This is a genomic window from Bradyrhizobium sp. CCBAU 25360, from assembly GCF_028128695.1.
Taxonomy (GTDB): domain Bacteria; phylum Pseudomonadota; class Alphaproteobacteria; order Rhizobiales; family Xanthobacteraceae; genus Bradyrhizobium; species Bradyrhizobium ottawaense.
Window position 1 is genome coordinate 98,909 of the sequence record NZ_LBJA01000041.1, and the last position, 21,897, is coordinate 120,805.

Consider the following 21,897-nt stretch of genomic DNA (forward strand, 5'->3'; position numbering starts at 1 on the left):
GCTTCCCGCTTCACCAATGATTGCGACCGCGCCGCGGTCGCCACCAACATAACTGCAATCAGGAGGCTCCCATGGCAGATGCCTATATCTACGATCACGTCCGCACCCCCCGCGGCCGCGGCAAGGCTGACGGTTCGTTGCACGAAGTGACCGCGCTCGCGCTCGCCACCGTGCCGCTGAAGGCGCTGAAGGACCGCAACAACCTGCCGCAGGATTCCGTCGACGACGTCATCCTCGGCGTGGTCGATCCGGTCGGCGAAGCCGGCTCCGACATCGCGCGCTTTGCCGCACTGAAGGCAGGTCTCGGCGAAGCCGTGCCCGGCGTGCAGATCAGCCGCTTCTGCGCCTCCGGCCTCGATGCCGTGAACTTCGCCGCCGCGCAGGTGATGAGTGGCCAGCATGAGCTGGTGATCGGCGGCGGCGCGGAATCGATGAGCCGCGTCGGCATCGGCGCCTCCGGCGGTGCGTGGCCGATGGATCCCTCGATGGCGGTGCCGGCCTATTTCATGCCGCAGGGCGTCTCGGCCGATCTGATCGCGACCAAATACGGCTTCTCGCGCGACGACGTCGATGCCTATGCCGTGCAGAGCCAGCAGCGTGCCGCGAAGTCGTGGGAGGAAGGCCGCTTCGACAAATCGATCGTCCCGGTGAAGGACATCAACGGCCTCACCATCCTGGCCAAGGACGAGCATATGCGTCCCTCGACGACGATGCAGTCGCTGGCGCAGCTGCAGCCGTCGTTCACGATGATGGCGCAGATGGGCGGCTTCGACGGTGTCGCGCTGCAGTCGCACCCCGAGATCGAACGCGTCAATTACGTGCACCACGCCGGCAACTCGTCGGGCATCGTCGACGGCGCCGGCGCCGTGCTGCTCGGCAGCAAGGAGGCGGGAGCGAAATACGGCCTGAAGCCGCGTGCAAAAATCCGTGCGTTCGCCAACATTGGCTCCGAGCCCGCGATGATGCTGACCGGCCCGGTCGACGTCACCGAAAAGCTGTTCGCGCGCTCCGGCATGAAGAAGTCGGACATCGATCTGTTCGAGCTCAACGAGGCCTTCGCCTCGGTCGTGCTGCGCTACATCCAGGCCTTCGACATCGACAACGCCAAGATCAACGTCAATGGCGGCGCCATCGCGCTCGGCCATCCGCTCGGCGCGACCGGTGCGATGATCCTCGGCACCGTGCTCGACGAGCTCGAGCGCACCAACAAGTCCACCGCCCTCGTCACGCTGTGCATCGGCGGCGGCATGGGCACCGCGACCATCATCGAGCGGGTGTAGGTCCGTAGGGTGGGTTAGCCGAAGGCGTAACCCACCTCTTCTGTCTCCGCAGCGAAAGACCGTGGTGGGTTACGCTTCGCTAACCCACCCTACGAGATCTCAAGTCAACCGCCGCGCCTGAGATCGGCTGCGGCACCGAGGAGCAACCAACATGACTTACAAGAATTTCAAGGTTGAGACCGATTCCGACGGCATCGCGCTCGTTACCTGGGACATCCCGGGCCGCTCGATGAACGTGCTCGACGAGACCTCGACCAACGAGCTCGACGCGATCGTCAAGGCGACCACCGCGGATGCCGCGGTGAAGGGCGTCGTCATTACCTCCGCCAAGGAGGCATTCTGCGCCGGCGCCGACCTGTCGATGCTCGAAGGCATGAACCAGGCTTACGCCAAGGTGTTCAAGGAGCAGGGCGAGACCGCCGCGAACCAGATGCTGTTCGACCAGAGCCGCCGCTTCTCGCTGGTGCTGCGCTCGATCGAGACGTCAGGCAAGCCGTGGGCGGCCGCGATCAACGGGCTCGCGCTCGGCGGTGGCTTCGAAATCACGCTGTGCTGCCACTATCGCGTCGCCGCGGAGAATCCCAAGACCCGCCTCGGCCTGCCCGAGGTCAAGGTCGGCCTGTTCCCCGGTGCCGGCGGTACGCAGCGCGTGCCGCGCCTGGTGCCGCCACAGGACGCGATGACGATCCTGCTCAAGGGCGATCCGGTCACGATCGAGAAGGCGAAGGCGCTGAACCTGATCCACGCCATCGTTCCCGCCGCCGACCTCATCAAGGCCGCGAAGGACTGGATCAAGGGCGGCGGCAAGGCGGTCGCGCCCTGGGACGAGAAGGGCTTCAAGCTGCCCGGCGGCCCGGTGTTCTCCAAGGCCGGCATGATGATGTTCCCGGCGGGAAACGCGATCTATCGCCGCGAGACCTACGACAATTATCCGGCCGCGCGCGCCATCATGAGCTGCGTCTATGAGGGCCTGCAGTTGCCGATCGACGCCGCGCTGCGGGTGGAGTCGCGCTACTTCACCTCGGTGCTGCGCTCGAAGGAAGCGGCCGCGATGATCCGCAGCCTGTTCCTGTCGATGCAGGAGCTCAACAAGGGCGCGCGCCGCCCGAAGGACGTGCCTGCGACCAAGGTGAAGAAGATCGCCGTGATCGGCGCCGGCTTCATGGGCGCGAGCGTCGGCTACGTCTCGGCCCGCGCCGGCCTCGACGTCGTCCTGATCGACCGCGACCAGGAGAGCGCCGACAAGGGCAAGGCCCATGCGCAGAAGGTGATCGAGGATCAGATCAAGAAGGGCCGGGCCAAGCCCGCGGATGCCGAAGCGCTGCTCGCGCGCATCACGCCCACCGCGGACTATGCGGCGCTGAAGGACGTCGACCTCGTCATCGAGGCCGTGTTCGAGGACCGCAAGGTCAAGGCTGATACCTTCGCCAAGGCGCAGGAGCACATGAAGCCGGACGTGATCTTCGCGTCGAACACCTCGACGCTGCCGATCACCTCCCTGGCCGAGAGCTTCAAGGACCAAGGCAAGTTCGTCGGCATCCACTTCTTCTCGCCGGTCGAGAAGATGATGCTGGTCGAGATCATCAAGGGCAAGAACACCGGCGACCTCGCGCTCGCGACCGCGCTCGACTACGTCCGGCAGATCGGCAAGACGCCGATCGTCGTTAACGACTCCAGAGGGTTCTTCGCCAATCGCTGCGTCGGCCGCTACGTCGCCGAAGGCAACGAGATGTTCCTCGAGGGCGTGCCGCCCGCGATGATCGAGAACTGCGCCAAGATGGCCGGCATGCCGGTCGGCCCGCTCTCGCTCTCCGACGAGGTCGCGCTCGATCTCGGCCTCAAGATCATGAAGGCGACGGAGGCCGATCTCGGCCCCAACGCCATCAATCCAGATCAGAAGAAGCTGATGGTGGAGATGGTCGAGAAGCAGGGCCGCTTGGGGCGCAAGAACAGCAAGGGCTTTTACGACTATCCCGAGAAGGGCAAGGGTCAGAAGAGCCTGTGGCCGGGCCTCTCGGCCTTGCAGCCGAAGCAGCTCGACCCTGATACGCTCGATATCGAGGAGCTGAAGCAGCGCTTCCTGGTGGTGCAGGCGGTGGAAGCCGCGCGCACGGTCGAGGACCACGTCATCACCGATCCGCGCGAGGCCGATGTCGGCTCCATCCTCGGCTTCGGCTTCGCGCCGTTCACCGGCGGCACGCTGTCCTATATCGACTTCATGGGCACCAAGAAGTTCGTCGAGCTCTGCCACAAGCTGGAAGCGAAGTACGGCTCGCGCTTCACGCCGCCGAAGCTGCTGGAGGAGATGGCGGCGAAGGGCGAGACCTTCTACGGCCGCTTCGCGCCGAAGAAGGCGGCGGCCTGACGGGGGCCGGGCCACGCAGAAACAAAAGGCCGGATCATCGATCCGGCCTTTCTGTTTGCTGTCGCCGAATGGCGAGAAAACGCCGCTCCAAATCCCGCCCGGCGCGCTCGCTCCGCCCTGGCACCGCTCTTGCTGACGATGCATCGGATGGCTCGTTAGCATTGAAGGTGTCCCGCAATGATCCCCACGGTGTTTCAAGACAGCGCAGCCGGCGTTGCCGCGAGATACGCCCCCTTCTTGCGGCTGGGGCAGCCGTGGCCGCGCCGCAGGCTCCTCCGGCGGCGCAGAAAAATCCCCTCCTGGGTCGGCCTGGCGCTACTCGTTCTCTTCATCGACATGGCGATGGCCGTGCTTGCCTGGGTCGCCGTCGACGTCGTCCTGCATTGAGAGCTCGCCTCTGTGCACAAAGCGCGTCGCCGCCAAATAGGCGACCTGGCCGGCAATCAGGCAGCCGACAACGATGGGAATGCCCGTCCAAAATCCGAATCCCGAGGTCTGAAGGACCGTTGCGACGAGGATCGCGGTCGCCGGCGAGACCAGCAACAGACTCCAGACTCGGAAGAAGAGTCCCGCCGCCACGCCGGTGATCGTGCTCGCGAGCAAGAGGAGGAGTACGGTTGTCACGAGAGCTTCCCAGTTCAGGCCGCATCGCGGTACATGGCTGAAGTTGAGCCAACTGGATTGCTCTCACAACGATGGTGATCTCTGCCGCACACACAAGGCGGAGTTATTGTTAACTCCGACAATGCTCGTAAAATTGATGCCCAGGACCTCGCGAACGTCCGGGCTTCGGCAACTGGTTCAAGCAAAAGAGCCGGATCGCCGATCCGGCTCTTCGTCGTCTCGAACGTCGTGCGCTGGTCTTACTTCGCCTGCGCGAGGCCTTCCTTCTTCAGCGCTTCCTGCACTTGCGGCCGCGCCTCGACGCGGGCCTTGTAGGCGGCAAGGTTCGGCATCGCGGAGAGGTCGAACTTCATCCGCTCGCCCCAGGTCAGCATCGTGAACAGATAGCCGTCGGCGACCGTGAACTGCTTGCCCATGAGGTAGTCGCGGCCGGCGAACTGGCTGTCGATATATTTCAGCTTGCCCATGACGCGATCCCTGAAGAAAGCCTTGGCTTCGTCGTTCAGGGCCGGCGCGAACATCGGACCGAAGCTCTTGTGCACCTCCGAGGTGAGGAAATTCAGCCACTCCAGCAGCTTGTAGCGCTCGGAACTGCCATGGGCGGGCGCCAGTGCCTTGCTTGATGCCTGATCGGCGATCATCTGGACAATCACCGGGCCTTCGGTCACGATCTCACCGCTGTCGAGGCCCAGCGCAGGGACCTGGCCCTTTGGGTTCAGCTTCAGATAGTCCTCACCATTTTCGAGCTTCTTGGCCCGGATATCGACCTTGACCAGCTCATAGGGCAGGCCGGCTTCGAGGAGCGCGATGTGGGGGGACAGCGAGCAGGCACCGGGCGAATAGTACAGTTTCATGGAATTTCCTCCTCTTGACGCTTGGTTCGGCCGAAAGAACGACTACATGCAACTGCTTGAAATAGTCAAGATTGATGCAGCTGCATCAAATGGGGTAAGAGACGGACGACGAGCTTGAGCGGGACCATGAAACGCAAACCATCGACCGAGGCGACTTCCGCCTGGATCCGCCTGATGCGGGTACAGAGCCGCGTGCTCGATTGCGTCGAGCAGGATCTGAAGAAGGCAGGCTTCCCGCCGTTGGCATGGTATGACGCGCTGCTCGAATTGTCGCGGGCTCCCTCGGGCGAGCTGAGGCCGGTGGAACTCGAACGGCAGATGCTGATCCCGCAATATTCCACCTCGCGCCTGATCGACCGCCTGGTCGACGAGGGCCTCGCCTCGCGGCGCGAATGCAAGATCGACAAGCGCGGCCAGTTCGTCGAGATCACGGAAGCCGGCCGCGAGCTGCAGAAGCGGATGTGGAGCGCCTATTCGGCTGCGATCGAGAAATATGTCGGTTCGAAACTGTCCGATGCCGATGCCGTCAAGCTCAGCGGCCTGCTCGACCGCCTGGGCTGCTCGTGCGGCGAGATGAAACTGCCGCCCGTCGCCAACGTCAACGAAACCTCGCCGTCGCGATGATCGCGCGGCACACCAGCTCGTCCGTGCGCCCGGTGGGTTCGCGGACCATCCCGTCACCCGCGCGCGTTCGATCGAAGCGCCTTTTGATTAGAGTTTGATATGGCGCGAGACCAGATCGATATGACGCCGCTGCAATCGCGCGACGAGCTCGTTTCGTGGTTCGAGGAAGGCTGCAAGGACCCGTCCGAATTCCGCATGGGCACCGAGCACGAGAAGACGCCGTTCACGCTCGAGGGCCACCGTCCGGTGCCTTACGAGGGTGCGCGCGGCATCGGTGCGTTGCTCGAAGGCATGAAGCTCCTGCTCGGCTGGGAGCCGATCATGGAGAAGGGCAACATCATCGGCCTCTACGACGTCACCGGCGGCGGTGCGATATCGCTCGAGCCCGGCGGACAGTTCGAGCTCTCCGGCGCGCCGGTCGAGAACGTGCACCAGACCCAGAGCGAGCTGATGGCGCATCTTGCACAGGTGCGCGAGATCGCAACGCCGCTCGGCATCGGCTTCCTCGGTCTCGGCATGACGCCATCCTGGTCGCGCGCCGATATCCCGGTGATGCCCAAGGGCCGCTACAAGATCATGACCAACTACATGCCGAAGGTCGGCCAATACGGCCTCGACATGATGTACCGGACCTGCACGGTGCAGACCAATCTCGACTTCTCCTCCGAAGCCGACATGGTCAAGAAGCTGCGCGTTTCGCTCGCGCTGCAGCCGGTCGCAACCGCCTTGTTCGCCAATTCGCCGTTCACCGAAGGCAAGCCGAACGGCTTCCTGTCCTTCCGCTCCGAGATCTGGCGCGACACCGACAATGCGCGGTCGGGCATGATGCCGTGGGCATTCGAGGACGGCATGGGGTTCGAGCGCTATGTCGACTACGCGCTCGACGTGCCCATGTATTTCGTCAAGCGCGGCGAGGAATACATCGACGTGTCGGGCTCCTCGTTCCGCGCGTTCTTCGACGGCCGCAACAACAACCTTCCCGGCGAGCGTCCGACGCTGTCGGACTGGGCCAACCATCTCTCGACGATCTTCCCGGAGGTGCGGCTCAAGCGCTATCTCGAGATGCGCGGCTCCGACGGCGGCCCGTGGGGCCGGTTGCCGGCGCTGCCGGCGTTCTGGGTCGGGCTGCTCTATGACGACGTCGCGCTCGATGCGGCGTGGGAGATCGTCAAGCACTGGAGCGCGCCCGAGCGTCAGGCCCTGCGCGACGACGTGACGCGCTTCGGCTTCAAGGCGCGGATCAAGAACCGTTATCTGTTCGAGATCGCCAAGGAATGCCTCGTTCTGGCCCATGCCGGCCTGCGCCGGCGCGGCCGCATCGACCAGCTCGGCCGCGACGAAACGCGGCATCTGGAGCCGCTCGACCGCATCATCGATTCCGGCCGGACGCCGGCCGAGGAAATGTTGGACAAGTTCAACGGTCCCTGGAAGGGCTCGGTGGAACCGGCCTACGCGGAATACGCGTTCTAAAGCCTGATCCGGAAAAGCGCGCAGCGGTTTTCCGAAAAGATCATGCTTAAACAACAACCTGAAGCGCGATGACGATTCATCCTCATCGCATCGCGCTTTAGGCCGGTCGGCCCCCGGTCGGGATTCAGCCGTTCATCGCCCATACAGGTTTGCGGCGATCAAATGACCGGCTGAAAAAACCCGAGCGTCGTCAATAACTCGAAAGCTGTTCCGATGGGGAAGGGCCGCCTGTCCGGCGCCGTCATGGCAAAGGTCTTGGCAAAAGTCGTGGTATGCGCCGCGCTGCTTTCGCTCGCATGCGCGAGTGTGCCGGCGCGCGCCCAGACTGCGTTCGACCGGCCCGGCGGCGACTATTTCAGCACGCCGGTCGCTTCAGGCGATCCTGAGGATTGCGCGCTGCTGTGCGAGCGCGACCGCCGCTGCCGCTCGTGGAGCTTCAGCTATCCCGACGTCGAAGGCGGTGCGGCGGTGTGCTGGCTGAAGAACACGGTGCCGGCGCGGGTGCCGGGAAGTTGCTGCATCTCGGGTGTGCGCGGCGCCGGCGTGATCGAACCGCGGGTCGAGGGCGTGGAGACGTCGATCGACCGCCCCGGCGGCGATCTGCGCAATTTCGAGCTCAAGGACGGCGAGGGCGAAGAGGCCTGCAAGGCCGCCTGCACCGCCGACAACAAATGCCGCGCCTTCACCTATGCCCGCCCCGGCTACACCGGGCGCGAAGCGCGTTGCTTCCTGAAAAAGGAAATCAAGCCGCCGCGAAGGAAGGCGGGCTTCACGTCGGGCGTGGTGCGGTAGCGTTGGTGCTCGTGCCCCGGACGCAGGTGCCGTAGGGTGGGCAAAGGCGCCCTTGCGCCGTGCCCACGATCTCTGAGACGCGGCGACAGACGCGTGGGCACGCTCCGCTTTGCCTACCCTACGAGACCTCACTCCGCCGCGTTCACCGTGAGCTCGGGCCATAGCGCCTTCCAGCGTGCGGCCTTCGCCTCGTAATTCGTCGCGGAAAAATTCGGGCCCGGATTCGGCCGCGCGATCAGCCCTGCGACATCGTCAAACCCGTGCGGCGCGTAGACCTCGTAGCCACCGCCTGTGCGCCTGACCCCGACCTGCGTGTTCTGCGTGAGGAAGCGGTCGATGCCTTCCCTCGAGCTTCTCAGCGGCGGATAGGGCAGGCCGTGCTTGGCCGGGTACCACAGATGCACACGCGCCTGGTTGCGGATCTCGACCTTGGCGCCGAGATGCGCGAGCCGCTCATGCAGGGCGCGGATCACCGAATCCTCCGCCTCCCACGATGTATCGGGATCGAAATAGAACGCATCGTAGTCGGCGATGCCGTGATCGACGGGGCGGCCGGTGAGCACGTTCCATACGGTCTGCACCAGGCATCCCGAGACCAGCCATGCATCCGGCAGATCGAGCTGCGCCAGCACGTCGATGATCGTGACGTTGACGGGATTTCTCAGCGCGAGCGCGAGGAATTCGTCACGGTTCATCGTGCGATGAGGCGGCTCAATGCACGGCGGTGAAGAACCGGCCGAGCCGGAAGCCGGAGAGCCAGGTGTAAACCGGCTGGCCGCGTATGCCGAGATCCCAGGAGCCGAGCACCGCATCGGCACGGCCGATCAGATTGTCGATCGGCAACAGGCCGACGCCGCCGGACCGCAGCGGCACGCGGCTGTCGGCGGAATTGTCGCGGTTGTCGCCGAGCACGAAGAGGTGGCCGGCCGGCACCGTCACTTCCGGCGAGTTGTCGAGCGGACCGTTGTCGCGCATCTTGAAGATCAAATGCGAGACGCCGTTCGGCAGCGTCTCGACATAGCGATAGGCGGGCTCGCTGCCGCCATTGTCGTCCTCGGCGGCGCCAACGCCGTCGGGCTTGAGCTCGGCGGGGCGGTCGTTGATGAAGAGCTGGCCTTGCCGCATCTGGATGCGATCGCCCGGCAATCCCACGACGCGCTTGACCCAGGCCTGCGAGCGATCGCCGGGCCAGCGGAACACGACGACGTCACCCTGCTTCGGCGTCTCCGCGAAGACGCGGCCGCTCTCGGGCAGGCTGATCTGGATCGGCAGCGACGAGGTGCCGTAGCCGTAGGGGAATTTCGAGGCGAGCAGCGCATCGCCGATCAGCAGCGTCGGTTCCATCGAGCCCGACGGCACGTAGAACGGCTCGGCAAGCGCGCCCTTGGCGATGAAGACGGCGGCGACGATGCCGGCGAGTTGAACGATCTGCCCGCCCCAGCCGCTGCTCTTCCGCTTGGGGGTGACGGTGACCTTTTCTTCCACGCTCATGCGCCCGTTCCACCCACGGTGATGCGCTCCATCAGCAGCGACGGCTGGCCGACGCCGACAGGCACGCCCTGTCCATTCTTGCCGCAGGTGCCGATGCCGGTATCGAGCGCAAGGTCGTTGCCGATCATGCGGATGCGATGCAGGTCGGTCGGCCCGTTGCCGATCAGCATGGCGCCCTTCAGCGGCGCGCCCAGCTTGCCGTTCTCGATCTTGTAGGCCTCGGTGCACTGGAACACGTACTTGCCTGAGGTGATGTCCACCTGGCCGCCGCCGAAATTCGCAGCGAAGACGCCGTTCTTCACCGAAGCGAGGATCTCGGCCGGATCGCGGTCGCCCGCGAGCATGTAGGTGTTGGTCATGCGCGGCATCGGCACATGGGCATAGCCCTGGCGGCGGCCGTTGCCGGTCGGCTTCATGTTCATCAGCCGCGCGTTCTGGCGGTCCTGCATGTAGCCGACCAGGACGCCGTCCTCGATCAGCACGGTGCGATTGGTCGGCGTGCCCTCGTCGTCGATCGACAGCGAGCCGCGGCGCGAGGCCATGGTGCCGTCGTCCACCACGGTGACGCCCTTGGCCGCGACCTGCTGGCCCATCAGGCCGGCAAATGCCGACGTCTTCTTGCGGTTGAAGTCGCCTTCGAGGCCGTGGCCGACCGCTTCATGCAGCATCACGCCGGGCCAACCGGCCCCTAACACGACGTCCATTTCGCCGGCGGGGGCGGGGATCGATTCCAGATTGACCAGGGCCTCGCGCAATGCGCCGTCGGCGGCATCGCGCCAGTTCTTGCTCTCGATGAATTCGGCATAGCCGGCGCGGCCGCCATAACCCTTGCTGCCGCTCTCCTGGCGGTCGCCCTGGCCGGCAACCACGGAAATGTTCACGCGCACCAGCGGACGGATGTCGCGATAGCTCTCGCCGTCGGGCCGCAGGATCTCGACGACCTGCCAGGTCGCACCCAGGCTGACGCTGACCTGTCGCACCCGCGGATCCTTGTCGCGCAGGTAAGCGTCGATCTCGGCGAGCAGTTTTACTTTTGTCTCGAAGCCCGGGGCATCCAGCGGGTTGTCATCGCCGTAAAGGCGCACATTGGTGTGCGCGGGCGGCGCGGCGAAGCTGCCGGAATAGCCGCCGCGTACGGCTGCGACTGCATCGGCGGCGCGAATCAGCGCCGGCAGCGAGACGTCGGAGGAGTGAGCGTAGCCCACGGCATCATCCTTGACCGCGCGTAAGCCAAAACCTTGCGAGGTGTCGTAGGTCGCCTGCTTCAGCCGCCCATTGTCGAACATCAGCGCTTCGGTCTGGCTGTACTCCAGGAACAGCTCACCGTCGTCGGCGCCGGAAAGCCCGCGTGCGACCTCGTGGCGAACCTGGTCGCGATCGAGATTGGCGCGGTCGAGCAGGGAGGTCGTGGCAGGGTTTGTCATGCGTCCGTCCATTATCGGAAGATGTGGGGCAAGATAATGGTTTCGGACCGGTTCCGCGAGGGGGCGGGGCGTCACATTACGGAAACGATAGGATTGCCGACGGTGTTGTCGAAAATGTTGGCCGCGAGCATCAATCCATCACCATCACCCCCGCGCAACGGCGAAGCCGTTGTCGCTGGAGGCGGCCGCTTCTTCAGCTGCCCTCGAAGGATGAACGGGATTAAGAACGTGCGATCGGATTGCCGCCCCTAAGGCAGCTTGTCATAGCCTTCGCCGAGCCCGTTCAGGCTGAGCGGGAAGCCGATGCCTTCTTCCGGGGTCTCGAAGATGATGAAGGTGGCGGTCTTGGCGGTGCGGAGCTGGCCGAGCAGCTTGTCGTCCATGACGACCTCGGCGACGCAGCCATTGGGCAGGCAGCGGACGAAGCCGGCGCGGCCGACGTCCTGGTTGTCGAGCTTCAACCCGAGACCGGAGGGCAGCAGGACCCCGAGCGGCGCGACCACGCGCATCAGGCGGCTCTTCTGGTCGGCGGTCTTCAGCACGATGACGGTCAGGCCGGCATTGGAGCGGTCTTCGGCGACCACGCTCTGGATCAGGGCGCATTGCTCGGTTTGGGCGCCAGGCGGCGTGTCGCAGCGAATCTGCCAGTCGCCATGCACGGAGCGGACTGCGCCCTGCGCATGGGCGAGGCCGGGGAGTGCCAGAACGACGAGCGCAGCCAGCAGGCTGGCCAGCGCCGGGAGGCGGGTCATCTGCCTTCTCGCCAGCCTTGCCATCGATTTCGAAAGCCCCATCGGGTCGGTCCCTCTGCTCGCCTGGGTCGCTCGCGCTTGGCGGACTAATCTGGCGGACTGATACGGGAATGACGGCGTCTTGAAGGCGATTCCCAAGCAAATTCCACGCCGCCTCGCGCCGCCGCCGCCCGCACGAATCAGGTTCCTGCGCGGCCATCTGTCAGTGCCTACCGCGGGCAATTCCGCTGTCAAGCGGCAGCATCCCGGCAAACGGTATTTTTGTCTGATCTTACTAGGAAATATCTTGCGGGTGATCGCTGGCAGACGGGGCTCAAGACTGCATTGCGATAGATCAAAAATTATGGTTTGAGAGGCTTGATTTCGGCGTTCTAGCGATCTGGCCCCAATTCCTCTTAGAGGTATTCTTGCGCGGCGGTTTGTCAGGCGGGCGGATCGAATAAGCGTTTCCCGCAAACAGGGGGGAGCGCACTTGGGGTGATTTCGTAAGGGGAGCGCGAACGGCATGAGGATGTCGATGGGCCCGGTGGGCCGGCACTTGCTGGGATTGGCCGTGGCGGGTCTGACGCTGGCGACGGGCGGTGCGGCATTTGCCGAGCTCGGGCAGCCGAAGCCCTGGGAATGGACGCTTCAGGAGTCCGGCTCCCCGGTGATGGACAACATCATCTGGTTCCACAACTTCCTGTTCGTGCTGATCACGCTGATCACGCTGTTCGTCCTGGCGCTGCTCGTGGTCGTGGTCATCAAGTTCAACGCGCGGGCCAATCCGGTGCCGTCGCGGACCACCCACAACACGCTGATCGAGGTGGCTTGGACGCTGGTTCCGGTGCTGATCCTGGTCGGCATCTCGGTGCCGTCGTTCCGGCTTCTGTTCCTCGAGCTCGATGTGCCGAAGGCGGATATCACCATCAAGGCGACCGGCAAGCAGTGGTACTGGTCCTATGCCTATCCCGATAACGGCAAGTTCGAGTTCGATTCGCTGATGGCGCAGGACAAGCAGCCCCGCCTGCTCGGCGTCGACAACGAGATGGTGGTGCCCGTCAACAAGGTGATTCGTGTCCAGGTCACCGGCGCCGACGTCATCCACGCCTTCGCGCTGCCGGCTTTCGGCGTCAAGATCGACGCCATTCCGGGCCGGCTGAACGAGACCTGGTTCAAGGCGACCAAGACCGGCATGTTCTACGGCCAGTGCTCGGAGCTCTGCGGCAAGGACCACGCCTTCATGCCGATCGCGATTCGCGTCGTGAATGACCAGGAGTTCGCCTCCTGGGTCGAGACGGCAAAGAAGAAATTTGCGAGCGGCGGCACCAGCACCTACGCCTCCGCGGCCGGCCCGACGCAGTAGGCGTCGGGTGACGGCTTGAGGGACTGAAAGCGACATAAGGGCGGGACCTCCAGAGGTCCGATTGGGACGCAAGGCAGGATTTGAAAATGGCAACGAGCGCAGCGGCACACGGCGATCACGCCCACGGACATGACGAGCATGCCCATCCGACCGGATGGCGCCGCTACGTCTATTCGACCAACCACAAGGACATCGGCACGATGTACCTGATCTTCGCGGTCATCGCCGGCGTCATCGGCGCCGCGATGTCGATCGCGATCCGTGCCGAGCTGATGTATCCGGGCGTGCAGATCTTCCACGAGACGCACACCTATAACGTGTTCGTGACCTCTCACGGCCTGATCATGATCTTCTTCATGGTCATGCCCGCGATGATCGGCGGTTTCGGCAACTGGTTCGTGCCGCTGATGATCGGCGCGCCCGACATGGCGTTCCCGCGCATGAACAACATCTCGTTCTGGCTGCTGCCGGCCTCCTTCGCCCTGCTGCTGATGTCGACCTTCGTCGAGGGCGAGCCGGGTGCCAACGGCGTCGGCGCCGGCTGGACCATGTACGTGCCGCTGTCGAGCTCGGGCCATCCGGGCCCGGCCGTCGACTTCGCGATCCTGTCGCTGCATCTGGCGGGCGCCTCGTCGATCCTCGGCGCCATCAACTTCATCACCACGATCTTCAACATGCGCGCGCCGGGCATGACCCTGCACAAGATGCCGCTGTTCGTGTGGTCGATCCTGGTGACGGTGTTCCTGCTGCTGCTGTCGCTGCCGGTGCTTGCCGGTGCGATCACCATGCTGCTCACCGACCGCAACTTCCACACGACGTTCTTCGCGCCTGACGGCGGCGGTGACCCCGTGCTGTTCCAGCATCTGTTCTGGTTCTTCGGTCACCCCGAGGTGTACATCCTGATCCTGCCCGGCTTCGGCATGGTCAGCCAGATCATCTCCACCTTCTCGCGCAAGCCCGTGTTCGGCTATCTCGGCATGGCCTACGCCATGGTCGCGATCGGCGGCATCGGCTTCGTGGTGTGGGCGCACCACATGTACACGGTCGGCATGTCGTCGGCGACGCAGGCCTATTTCGTCGCTGCGACGATGGTGATCGCGGTTCCGACCGGCGTGAAGATCTTCTCGTGGATCGCCACGATGTGGGGCGGCTCGATCGAATTCCGGGCCCCGATGATCTGGGCCGTGGGCTTCATCTTCCTGTTCACGGTCGGCGGCGTCACCGGCGTCGTGCTGGCGAACGCCGGCGTCGACCGCGTGCTGCAGGAGACCTACTACGTCGTCGCCCACTTCCACTACGTGCTGTCGCTCGGTGCGGTGTTCGCGATCTTCGCCGGCTGGTACTACTGGTTCCCGAAGATGTCGGGCTACATGTACAACGAGACGCTCGCGAAGGCGCACTTCTGGGTCACCTTCATCGGCGTCAATCTGGTGTTCTTCCCGCAGCACTTCCTCGGCCTGTCGGGCATGCCGCGCCGTTACGTCGACTATCCCGACGCGTTCGCGGGCTGGAACCTGGTCTCGTCGGTCGGCTCCTACATCTCCGGCTTCGGCGTGCTGATCTTCCTCTACTGCGTGCTCGACGCCTTCATGAAGAAGGTGCCGGCCGGCGACAATCCGTGGGGTGCAGGTGCGACCACGCTGGAGTGGACCTTGCCCTCGCCGCCGCCCTTCCATCAGTTCGAAGTGCTGCCCCGCGTGCAGTGATCGATCTCCCGCGGCGCCCGTGACGGGCGCCGCGGCTCTATAACGAAGCGAGTTGAATTAAGTGTCCGTCCTCGACCACAACGTCATCGACATCAATCCCCGCATCTCCGAAGCGGAGGTCGGCGACTACATCGCGCTCTTGAAGCCGCGGGTGATGTCGCTGGTGATCTTCACCGCGCTGGTCGGGATGGCGATGGCGCCCGGGCATTTCCACTGGGTGCTGGCGATCACCTCGCTGCTCTGCATCGCCGTCGGCGCGGGCGCCTCGGGCGCGCTTAACATGGCGCTGGAAGGCGATATCGACTCCAAGATGTCGCGCACGGCGAACCGGCCGATTCCGCGCGGCCGCATCACCCGCCCTGAAGCCATGGCGTTCGGCCTGACGCTGTCCTTCTTCTCGGTGATGACGCTCGGCATCCTCGTCAACTGGATCGCGGGCGCGCTGCTCGCCTTCACCATCTTCTTCTACGTCGTGATCTACACCATGTGGCTGAAGCGCTGGACCGCGCAGAACATTGTGATCGGCGGTGCCGCCGGTGCGCTGCCGCCGGTGGTGGCCTGGGCCGCGGTCACAGGCACGGTCGACGTCGAGCCGCTGCTGCTGTTCGCCATCATCTTCTTCTGGACCCCGCCGCACTTCTGGGCGCTGGCGCTGTTCCGCTCCGACGATTACGCGCGCGCCGGCATTCCGATGCTGCCCAATGTCGCCGGTCCCGACGCGACGCGGCTCCAGATCCTGCTCTACACCATCGTGCTGATCGCGGTCGCCGCCGCGCCCTGGGCGCTCGGCTATTTCGACGCCGTTTACGGCATCGTCTCGCTGATCCTCGGCGCCGGCATGCTGGTGCTCGCGATCAACGTCTATCTGCGCCGCGAGCGAGCTGCGTCGCTGCGTGCGACCCGCAAGCTATTCGCCTTTTCGATCCTCTATCTGTTCGTGCTGTTCGCGACCCTGCTGGCCGAGGTCGTGTTCCGGGCACTTGCTCCGCTGGTAGGGGGCGCATGATCGCAGGGATGGTCGACAAACCCGAGCCAGATGGAATCGTCCTCACCGAGGCGCAGAAGAAGAGCCGTCGTCAGCGATCGATCGCGATCGCGCTCGCGCTCGGCGTGCTCGTGGTGCTGTTCTTCGCCGTCACCATGGTCAAGGGGCCGGCAGTCCTCGTGCGGCCGATGTAGGAAACATGGATCACGAGCCGACCATATCGCAGGATGTCAGCGCCAAGCCGGCCAAGCGTGAGCCGACCAAGGGCCGCGGGCTGGGCCGCGATGTGGTGGTTGCTTCCATCTGCGGCGGCGTGGTCGCGCTGATGGTGGGTGCCTCCTACGCGGCGGTGCCGTTCTACAACTGGTTCTGCCGCGCCACCGGCTTCAACGGCACGACCCAGGTTGCGACCTCCGCGCCGGCCACCGGCCCGATCGCGCGGAAAATCTCGGTACGCTTCGATTCCAACGTCGCGCCCGGCCTGCCCTGGAAGTTCGAGCCGGAGCAGAGCGAGATCGAGGTCAATATCGGCCAGGTCGTGACCGTCTTCTACACCGTGACCAACCAGGCCGCGCGCACCACTGCCGCGCAGGCCGCCTACAATGTCGCGCCGCTGACGGTCGGCTCCTATTTCCAGAAGATCAACTGCTTCTGCTTCACCGAGCAGACCATGGCACCCGGCGAGAAGCGCGAGATGCCGGTCGTGTTCTACGTCGATCCGTCGATCGCCGACGATCACGAGAACGACGGGCTGAACACGATCACGCTGTCCTACACCTTCTATCCGGTGAAGGATCCCGTGGTGAAGCCGCTGGCATCGGGCGAAGGCGACAAGCGCAAGGGAAATCTTTGATCGCCGGGCTCACGCTCAGGCGGTTGGAAACAAGGGGATAAGTGCCTGACAGGCACGGGATTGAGGAGAGAGACCGAAATGGCTACGGCGCACACCAAGCATCACGACTATCACCTGGTCGACCCCTCGCCATGGCCGGCCGTCGGTTCGCTCTCGGCCTTCATCATGGCGGTCGGCGCGATCACCTGGATGCATCACATGTTCTCGGCCGCGCCGATCGTGTTCGGCGTCGGCACCGTGGGCGTGCTCTACACCATGGCGAGCTGGTGGGGCGACGTGATCAAGGAAGCCCAGTACAAGGGCGACCACACCCGCGTCGTGCAGCTGCATCACCGCTATGGCATGATCCTGTTCATCGCCTCCGAGGTGATGTTCTTCGTCGCCTGGTTCTGGGCCTATTTCAACGCCGCGCTGTTTCCGGCCGACGCCGTTCACGCCACCCGCGATGCCGTATTCGGCTGCGGCCTCGGCACCCAGGCCGGCGCCTGCGCCGTCCCCGGCACCTGGCCGCCGAAGGGCATCGAGACCTTCGATCCCTGGCATCTGCCGCTCCTCAACACGCTGATCCTGCTCACGTCGGGCACCACCGTGACCTGGGCGCACCATGCGTTGCTGGAGAACGACCGCCAGGGCCTGAAATACGGCCTGATCCTGACCGTCGTGCTCGGTGCGCTCTTCACCTGCGTGCAGGCCTACGAGTACAGCCATGCGGCGTTCTCGTTCGGCGGCAACGTCTATGGCGCGACCTTCTTCATGGCGACCGGCTTCCACGGCTTCCACGTGCTGGTCGGCACCATCTTCCTGCTGGTGTGCCTGTTCCGCGCTTACGCCGGCCACTTCACGCCGAAGCAGCATCTCGGTTTCGAGTTCGCCGCCTGGTACTGGCACTTCGTCGACGTGGTCTGGCTGTTCCTGTTCCTCTGCATCTACGTCTGGGGACACGGCGCCGAGACCATGGCCCACGGCGCGCACTGAGCCGCGACAACGAGATCAGAAAGGGCGGCCGCCGGGCCGCCCTTTCGCTTTTGGGCCGCCGGAAGCTCCCGCGAAAACTGTGATAGAGTCTGCCATCATGAACGACACCGCCGGCAAGCCCGAGCCTGAAACCACCGTCCTGCAAAGCGCGCTGCGCGGGCTTGCCTGCCGATGCCCGCGCTGCGGCCAGGGCAAGCTCTATGCGGGCTTCCTCACCCTCGCACCCGCCTGCGACCGCTGCGGTCTCGACTACGCCTTCATCGATACCGGCGACGGGCCGGCGATCTTCATCATCATGCTGGCCGGTGGGATCGTGGTAGCGGCTGCGCTCATCGTCGAGGTCAAATACCAGCCGCCTTACTGGCTGCATGCGGCGCTGTGGTTGCCGCTGATCCTGGCCACCACGCTGCTGCCGCTGCGCGCGATGAAGTCGCTGCTGATCGCGCTGCAATTCCACCACAAGGCGGCGCCGGGCCGGTTGGTCGACCGCGCGAAATGAACCAGCCTGCGCGCAAGCCCCGCGTGGCCGGCTTCGCGCTGTTCACGCTGTTCCTGACGGCCGTCTTCGTCGCGCTCGGTGTCTGGCAATTGCAGCGCCGGACCGCCAAGCACGCGCTGGTCGCGGCGCTCACCGAGCGCCTTGCAGAGGCGCCCGTCGCGCTGCCGCCATCTTCGCAATGGGCTGCACTCAATCCCGCGCGCGACGAATTCCGCCGCGTCAGCTTCACCGCGACCTACGCAGCCCTGCCGGATGCGATGGTCTATTCCTCGGGCTCGGCGGTGCGCAAGGACGCCTCCGGCCCCGGCACCTGGGCGTTCCTGCCGGCGCGACTTCCCAGCGGCGAGACGGTCGTGATCGATGCGGGCTTCGTCGAGAACACCATGCAGGACCGCAGCGTCGAGGATCGCGCGGTGAAGAAGCTCGTTACCGGGCAGCCGGTCGCGCTCACCGGTTATCTGCGCTTTCCCGAGCCGTCCGGCTGGCTGACGCCGGCGGAGAACCGCGACAAGCGGCTCTGGTTCGTGCGCGATCATCCGGCCATCGCAAGCGCGCTCGGCTGGGGCGCGGTTGCGCCGTTCTATGTCGACCTCGAGCAACCGGTGCCCGAGAACGGCATCCCGCGCCCGGGGCCGCTCGACGTGCATTTGAAGGACGACCACCTGCAATACGCCGTCACCTGGTTCATGCTGGCAGGCGCCGTGCTGATCGCCTTCGCCGTGTGGGCAAGAGGCCGGCGGCAGAGCTGGGCTCGACCGTAGATACCCCGTGGGAACCCGGTATCGCCCGGGGTTTATTATTCAGCGCACATTCACGAGTGTGGTTCTAAGCCGCCGGTGAGTTTCCGCGGCAGACAGGATTGCGGCGTGAGCGATTTCGACCAGATGGGAATTGTCGTCGATTGGGTGGACGCCTGCCGGAAGGGCGACCTCACGTCGTTGCTCGACCTCTATGCGGACGACGCCCAGGTCGAATGCACGTGCAACGGTGCGCAGCGCTATCGCGGCCGCAGCGAGCTCGAGGCCTATTGGCAGCCGCGACTCAGTGCCTTCTCCTTGGCCGGCTTCGGGCTGGAGGAGATCCATCCCGCGCCCCATGGCGTCGATCTCGAATATTCCGTCGCCGGCGCGCTACGGATTCACGCCTCGTTTCGCTTCAGCCCCGAAGGCAAGATCCGCAGCACGCTGTGCGAGCCGGCGCAACAGAACGCGCATCATGGCTGCGCCTGTTAGGGCATGATCCGGACCCGAAGGGCCGCGTGGGCGTAAAGTGTGCGGCGGTTTTCCGACAAGGTCAGCTCAACCAATTGGCTGGACCGGCGCCTCGCGTGCCGGCTCGGCCGGAAGGCGGCAGCGTACATGGGTTCGCCCATCCACGCGCAACAGTGACAGCGATCCGCTGAGCGCGCGCACGCGCTCATGCATGCCGGTCAGGCCGCGGCCGAAAACGTTGCCGTCGGGAAAGCCGCCGCCGTCGTCGGAGATCTCGACGACGAGCGCCTTATCGGTGACGGTTGCCTGGACATGGGCGTTGCTGGCCTTGGCGTGGCGCAGCACGTTGGTCAGCGCCTCCTGGATCACGCGATAGACGGTCTGGGCCAGCGGCCCGGCGATGCCGTCGAGACCCGGATCGATCGTGTCAGTCAGGACGATGTGCGGCGCCTGCTTGCGAAAGTTCTGGAGCAGCGTCTGCACGCTGGTCGAAAGGCCAAGCTCCTGAATGTAGAGTGGCCGCAACCGATCGAGGATACGGCGGTTGGTCTGCTGGAGCGCCTCGACCGATTGCAGCACATCCTGGGCCGACTTGCCGAGATTTCCCGCCTGCGGCGAGGCGTCGACCAGCGCGATCGTGCCGGCGCGGATGCTGAACAGCAGCGGTCCGAGCTCGTCGTGCAATTCGCGGGCGAGATCGCGCCGCTCGTCGTCCTGGAGCGACACCAGGCGGTGCATCAGATCGCGATTGTCCTGGCTCAATTGCGCCAGCGTCGCGGCCAGCGCGTTTGCTTCCGCACAGCTCTGCCGGATCTCCGGCGGCCCTCCGATCGGGATCGGCTTTGCGTAGTCGCCGCGCCGCATCCGTGTGAGGCCTTCACCGAGATGCTGCAGGGGACGCAGTGCCGATCCCGCGAAGACGTAAGCGATGATTCCGGTGAGCACGGTCAGCATGGCGACGAGGCCGGTCAGCGCCAGGAAGCCGATCCACTTCTCGAACAGGTCGGCCGACAGGTCCGGCAGGAACACGATATCGCCGACACGCTTGCCATCGATCAGCACCGGGGTCGCAGCGTCCATGTCCGGTACCATGAGCAGGTTGACAAACCACTGCGGAACCCCTTGCAGGTTGTGCCGGCCGTCCTTTCTCGGCTCCGCGGCAGGGCCTTCCGCGGAACGGAACTGGATGTCCGAGGAGGTGGTCAAGGATTGGACAAAGGCGTCGAGCGTCTTCCGCGGGTCGTCCGACGCGCGCAGAGTGTTGTTGAGTGCGGTCGCGATCGTCCGGGTCGAACGTCGAGCGGGCTCGTTTTCGTCGGCGAGCTGGCCGGCCGCGAAGATCTGGAGCAGAACGCCGCCCAGGATCAGCGTTGCGAGAAAGCTCGCGCCAAGTGGAAGAAACAGTTGCGTTCTGAACGAGAGCCGTTGCCACATTAGGTCAATTCTAACGCGCATCGGCGGGATTTACTCTTTCCATTTGTTCCCGCCGGTCTATGAGTCGAACAACAAGAGAGTGCGCGATGCAAGATACCGCCAAGCCGGCGACCAGGGTCCTGATTGTCGATGACCACCCCGTGGTGCTGTCCGGTTGCCGCACCCTGTTCGCTTCGGACCATTCGATCCGTATCGACGAGGCGACCGACGCCAAATCCGGCCATCGCGCCTATGTCAGCAAGCGGCCCGACGTGACCGTGATCGACATCAGCCTGCCCGATGTCTCCGGCTTCGAGCTGATGCGACGCATCCGCAAGGACGACCCCGACGCCAAGATCATCATGTTCAGCATGAACGACGATCCCGCCTTCGTGGTGCGGGCGGTCGAGCTTGGGGCGCAGGGCTATGTCTCCAAGGGCGATGATCCCAGGATCCTGCTGAAAGCGGTGCGCAAGGTGGTCGCGGGCGACAACTACATCTCGCCGCAACTCGCGGAAGCCGTGACGTTTTCCGGCGCGGCGATCAAGGCCAACCCGGCCTCGCAGATGACGCCGCGGGAGCTCGAAATTCTCCGCCTGCTCGGACGCGGCGACAAGATCGTGGAAGTCGCCGAGGCGCTCGGCATCTCCTACAAGACCGTCGCCAACACCACGTCCCTGCTCAAGCAGAAGCTGGGAGCCAAGAACCATTCCGACCTGATCAGGATCGCGGTTGAAATCGGGCTGAATTGACGGCCCGGGGGACTGGCGGCCCGGCACCGAACCGGCTGCTCCAGGATGCAGCCGGTTCGGCGAGACGGATTGGTGTCGGCGTGCAGCCGGGCAATGCATGGACACCGCCGACACCCATCCGCGGACACAATGGGTCGAGGTGGCATTCGTTCCGGACCCCCGCAATTGTCGGGATAAAATGGCAATCCTTGGCGGCGGTTCGCTGGAATGCGCTCGCAAAAGCTTGGGCATGTCGGGAAAAATAGGAACACCTTCCCGCGCTCGTCGTTTTCGCCCTTGACGATTTCGTGACTGACGGCGAAAGGTTGCCGGAGAAGTTTCAGCGGGGGCGGCGACCCCCAGAGACAAACCGGTCTGCACATATCAACGACAGACCTTCCAAGAGAGGGCTGCGGCACCGCCGCAGCCCTTTTTGCTGGGCAGGGGTGAAGGCGGGAAGCGGTTTCCTGATGCCGCAAAACACTTTATGGTGGCCCAAAGCC

The 21,897-nt window shown here is 64.7% G+C and carries 22 protein-coding genes; 15 read left to right on the top strand and 7 right to left on the bottom strand.

Annotation, left to right across the window (positions count from 1 at the left end):
- Positions 1 to 71 precede the first annotated feature (71 nt).
- Together XH81_RS22080 and XH81_RS22085 are read left to right on the top strand one after the other, a co-directional pair.
- A complete protein-coding gene (locus XH81_RS22080; RefSeq protein WP_028139827.1) occupies positions 72 to 1,280 on the top strand; it encodes an acetyl-CoA C-acetyltransferase in 1,209 nt (402 codons plus the stop codon).
- Between the two features lie 151 nt (positions 1,281 to 1,431).
- Positions 1,432 to 3,645: an FAD-dependent oxidoreductase gene (locus tag XH81_RS22085; protein WP_028139828.1), complete on the top strand. Its 2,214-nt coding sequence runs from the start codon at positions 1,432 to 1,434 to the stop codon at positions 3,643 to 3,645.
- A gap of 315 nt (positions 3,646 to 3,960) precedes the next feature.
- Here XH81_RS22085 and XH81_RS22090 read toward each other — a convergent pair whose 3' ends face one another.
- The gene (locus XH81_RS22090; protein ID WP_131233047.1) at positions 3,961 to 4,269 is read right to left on the bottom strand and encodes a hypothetical protein; all 309 of its coding nucleotides are present in this window, start codon (positions 4,267 to 4,269) and stop codon (positions 3,961 to 3,963) included.
- Positions 4,270 to 4,508: 239 nt separating this feature from the next.
- The gene (gene gstA, locus XH81_RS22095) at positions 4,509 to 5,123 is read right to left on the bottom strand and encodes a glutathione transferase GstA (RefSeq protein WP_028139830.1); all 615 of its coding nucleotides are present in this window, start codon (positions 5,121 to 5,123) and stop codon (positions 4,509 to 4,511) included.
- 126 nt (positions 5,124 to 5,249) lie between these two features.
- On the opposite strand from gstA, the gene XH81_RS22100 reads away from it, so the two are divergent.
- From XH81_RS22100 to XH81_RS22110, 3 genes are all read left to right on the top strand, one after another.
- Entirely contained in the window at positions 5,250 to 5,747 is a 498-nt protein-coding gene (locus tag XH81_RS22100) for a MarR family winged helix-turn-helix transcriptional regulator (protein ID WP_018316363.1), read from the top strand.
- 99 nt (positions 5,748 to 5,846) lie between these two features.
- Positions 5,847 to 7,217, top strand: a complete 1,371-nt coding sequence (locus XH81_RS22105; protein ID WP_028139831.1) for a glutamate--cysteine ligase — start codon at positions 5,847 to 5,849, stop codon at positions 7,215 to 7,217.
- Positions 7,218 to 7,430: 213 nt separating this feature from the next.
- Positions 7,431 to 8,009, top strand: coding sequence for a PAN domain-containing protein (locus tag XH81_RS22110; protein WP_028139832.1), 579 nt, complete (start codon positions 7,431 to 7,433; stop codon positions 8,007 to 8,009).
- Positions 8,010 to 8,137: 128 nt separating this feature from the next.
- Here the strand turns inward: XH81_RS22110 and XH81_RS22115 are convergent, their stop codons facing one another.
- The 4 genes from XH81_RS22115 to XH81_RS22130 all read right to left on the bottom strand — a co-directional run bounded on the left by XH81_RS22115 (position 8,138) and on the right by XH81_RS22130 (position 11,718).
- A complete protein-coding gene (locus tag XH81_RS22115; RefSeq protein WP_028139833.1) occupies positions 8,138 to 8,704 on the bottom strand; it encodes a nucleotidyltransferase family protein in 567 nt (188 codons plus the stop codon).
- Positions 8,705 to 8,720: 16 nt separating this feature from the next.
- Positions 8,721 to 9,500, bottom strand: coding sequence for a signal peptidase I (gene lepB, locus XH81_RS22120; protein ID WP_018316360.1), 780 nt, complete (start codon positions 9,498 to 9,500; stop codon positions 8,721 to 8,723).
- Positions 9,497 to 10,924 carry a metalloprotease TldD gene (gene tldD, locus XH81_RS22125; protein WP_026201654.1) on the bottom strand — a complete coding sequence of 476 codons (1,428 nt, stop codon included), beginning with the start codon at positions 10,922 to 10,924 and terminating at the stop codon, positions 9,497 to 9,499. The genes lepB and tldD overlap by 4 nt, the downstream gene beginning before the upstream one ends.
- Positions 10,925 to 11,172: 248 nt before the next feature.
- Positions 11,173 to 11,718, bottom strand: coding sequence for an invasion associated locus B family protein (locus XH81_RS22130; protein ID WP_028139834.1), 546 nt, complete (start codon positions 11,716 to 11,718; stop codon positions 11,173 to 11,175).
- 463 nt (positions 11,719 to 12,181) lie between these two features.
- Here XH81_RS22130 and coxB point away from each other — a divergent pair, with 463 nt between their 5' ends.
- The 9 genes from coxB (at position 12,182) to XH81_RS22175 (ending at position 19,271) form a co-directional block, all read left to right on the top strand.
- Complete coding sequence (gene coxB, locus XH81_RS22135; RefSeq protein ID WP_028139835.1) at positions 12,182 to 13,021, top strand: cytochrome c oxidase subunit II; 840 nt, start codon at positions 12,182 to 12,184, stop codon at positions 13,019 to 13,021.
- A gap of 86 nt (positions 13,022 to 13,107) precedes the next feature.
- A complete protein-coding gene (ctaD, locus tag XH81_RS22140; RefSeq protein WP_028139836.1) occupies positions 13,108 to 14,727 on the top strand; it encodes a cytochrome c oxidase subunit I in 1,620 nt (539 codons plus the stop codon).
- Positions 14,728 to 14,788: 61 nt separating this feature from the next.
- The gene (locus XH81_RS22145; RefSeq protein WP_028139837.1) at positions 14,789 to 15,733 is read left to right on the top strand and encodes a heme o synthase; all 945 of its coding nucleotides are present in this window, start codon (positions 14,789 to 14,791) and stop codon (positions 15,731 to 15,733) included.
- Entirely contained in the window at positions 15,730 to 15,906 is a 177-nt protein-coding gene (locus tag XH81_RS22150; protein ID WP_018316353.1) for a hypothetical protein, read from the top strand. The genes XH81_RS22145 and XH81_RS22150 overlap by 4 nt, the downstream gene beginning before the upstream one ends.
- A gap of 5 nt (positions 15,907 to 15,911) precedes the next feature.
- Positions 15,912 to 16,565 carry a cytochrome c oxidase assembly protein gene (locus tag XH81_RS22155; protein WP_028139838.1) on the top strand — a complete coding sequence of 218 codons (654 nt, stop codon included), beginning with the start codon at positions 15,912 to 15,914 and terminating at the stop codon, positions 16,563 to 16,565.
- A gap of 78 nt (positions 16,566 to 16,643) precedes the next feature.
- The gene (locus XH81_RS22160; protein ID WP_028139839.1) at positions 16,644 to 17,540 is read left to right on the top strand and encodes a cytochrome c oxidase subunit 3; all 897 of its coding nucleotides are present in this window, start codon (positions 16,644 to 16,646) and stop codon (positions 17,538 to 17,540) included.
- Between the two features lie 97 nt (positions 17,541 to 17,637).
- A complete protein-coding gene (locus XH81_RS22165) occupies positions 17,638 to 18,039 on the top strand; it encodes a DUF983 domain-containing protein (protein WP_028139840.1) in 402 nt (133 codons plus the stop codon).
- Positions 18,036 to 18,800, top strand: coding sequence for an SURF1 family protein (locus XH81_RS22170; protein ID WP_028139841.1), 765 nt, complete (start codon positions 18,036 to 18,038; stop codon positions 18,798 to 18,800). The genes XH81_RS22165 and XH81_RS22170 overlap by 4 nt, the downstream gene beginning before the upstream one ends.
- A gap of 105 nt (positions 18,801 to 18,905) precedes the next feature.
- On the top strand, positions 18,906 to 19,271 hold the full coding sequence (locus XH81_RS22175) for a nuclear transport factor 2 family protein (RefSeq protein WP_028139842.1): 366 nt from the start codon (positions 18,906 to 18,908) through the stop codon (positions 19,269 to 19,271).
- Positions 19,272 to 19,337: 66 nt separating this feature from the next.
- Here the strand turns inward: XH81_RS22175 and XH81_RS22180 are convergent, their stop codons facing one another.
- Positions 19,338 to 20,684 carry a histidine kinase gene (locus XH81_RS22180; RefSeq protein WP_028139843.1) on the bottom strand — a complete coding sequence of 449 codons (1,347 nt, stop codon included), beginning with the start codon at positions 20,682 to 20,684 and terminating at the stop codon, positions 19,338 to 19,340.
- An 86-nt stretch (positions 20,685 to 20,770) separates the two neighbouring features.
- Between XH81_RS22180 and XH81_RS22185 the strand changes: the two genes are divergently transcribed.
- Complete coding sequence (locus XH81_RS22185; protein WP_028139844.1) at positions 20,771 to 21,415, top strand: response regulator transcription factor; 645 nt, start codon at positions 20,771 to 20,773, stop codon at positions 21,413 to 21,415.
- The last annotated feature ends 482 nt before the right edge of the window (positions 21,416 to 21,897 follow it).

Excerpts from the sequence above, each read along its gene's own strand:
- XH81_RS22115 (WP_028139833.1), bottom strand. The coding sequence starts at position 8,704 with ATGAACCGTGACGAATTCCTCGCGCTCGCGCTGAGAAATCCCGTCAAC.
- gstA (WP_028139830.1), bottom strand. The coding sequence starts at position 5,123 with ATGAAACTGTACTATTCGCCCGGTGCCTGCTCGCTGTCCCCCCACATC.
- ctaD (WP_028139836.1), top strand. The coding sequence starts at position 13,108 with ATGGCAACGAGCGCAGCGGCACACGGCGATCACGCCCACGGACATGAC.
- XH81_RS22160 (WP_028139839.1), top strand. The coding sequence starts at position 16,644 with ATGGCTACGGCGCACACCAAGCATCACGACTATCACCTGGTCGACCCC.
- lepB (WP_018316360.1), bottom strand. The coding sequence starts at position 9,500 with ATGAGCGTGGAAGAAAAGGTCACCGTCACCCCCAAGCGGAAGAGCAGC.
- XH81_RS22155 (WP_028139838.1), top strand. The coding sequence starts at position 15,912 with ATGGATCACGAGCCGACCATATCGCAGGATGTCAGCGCCAAGCCGGCC.
- XH81_RS22180 (WP_028139843.1), bottom strand. The coding sequence starts at position 20,684 with ATGTGGCAACGGCTCTCGTTCAGAACGCAACTGTTTCTTCCACTTGGC.
- XH81_RS22165 (WP_028139840.1), top strand. The coding sequence starts at position 17,638 with ATGAACGACACCGCCGGCAAGCCCGAGCCTGAAACCACCGTCCTGCAA.
- tldD (WP_026201654.1), bottom strand. The coding sequence starts at position 10,924 with ATGACAAACCCTGCCACGACCTCCCTGCTCGACCGCGCCAATCTCGAT.
- XH81_RS22105 (WP_028139831.1), top strand. The coding sequence starts at position 5,847 with ATGGCGCGAGACCAGATCGATATGACGCCGCTGCAATCGCGCGACGAG.
- XH81_RS22100 (WP_018316363.1), top strand. The coding sequence starts at position 5,250 with ATGAAACGCAAACCATCGACCGAGGCGACTTCCGCCTGGATCCGCCTG.
- XH81_RS22110 (WP_028139832.1), top strand. The coding sequence starts at position 7,431 with ATGGGGAAGGGCCGCCTGTCCGGCGCCGTCATGGCAAAGGTCTTGGCA.
- XH81_RS22085 (WP_028139828.1), top strand. The coding sequence starts at position 1,432 with ATGACTTACAAGAATTTCAAGGTTGAGACCGATTCCGACGGCATCGCG.
- XH81_RS22150 (WP_018316353.1), top strand. The coding sequence starts at position 15,730 with ATGATCGCAGGGATGGTCGACAAACCCGAGCCAGATGGAATCGTCCTC.
- XH81_RS22130 (WP_028139834.1), bottom strand. The coding sequence starts at position 11,718 with ATGGGGCTTTCGAAATCGATGGCAAGGCTGGCGAGAAGGCAGATGACC.
- XH81_RS22170 (WP_028139841.1), top strand. The coding sequence starts at position 18,036 with ATGAACCAGCCTGCGCGCAAGCCCCGCGTGGCCGGCTTCGCGCTGTTC.
- XH81_RS22080 (WP_028139827.1), top strand. The coding sequence starts at position 72 with ATGGCAGATGCCTATATCTACGATCACGTCCGCACCCCCCGCGGCCGC.
- XH81_RS22185 (WP_028139844.1), top strand. The coding sequence starts at position 20,771 with ATGCAAGATACCGCCAAGCCGGCGACCAGGGTCCTGATTGTCGATGAC.
- coxB (WP_028139835.1), top strand. The coding sequence starts at position 12,182 with ATGAGGATGTCGATGGGCCCGGTGGGCCGGCACTTGCTGGGATTGGCC.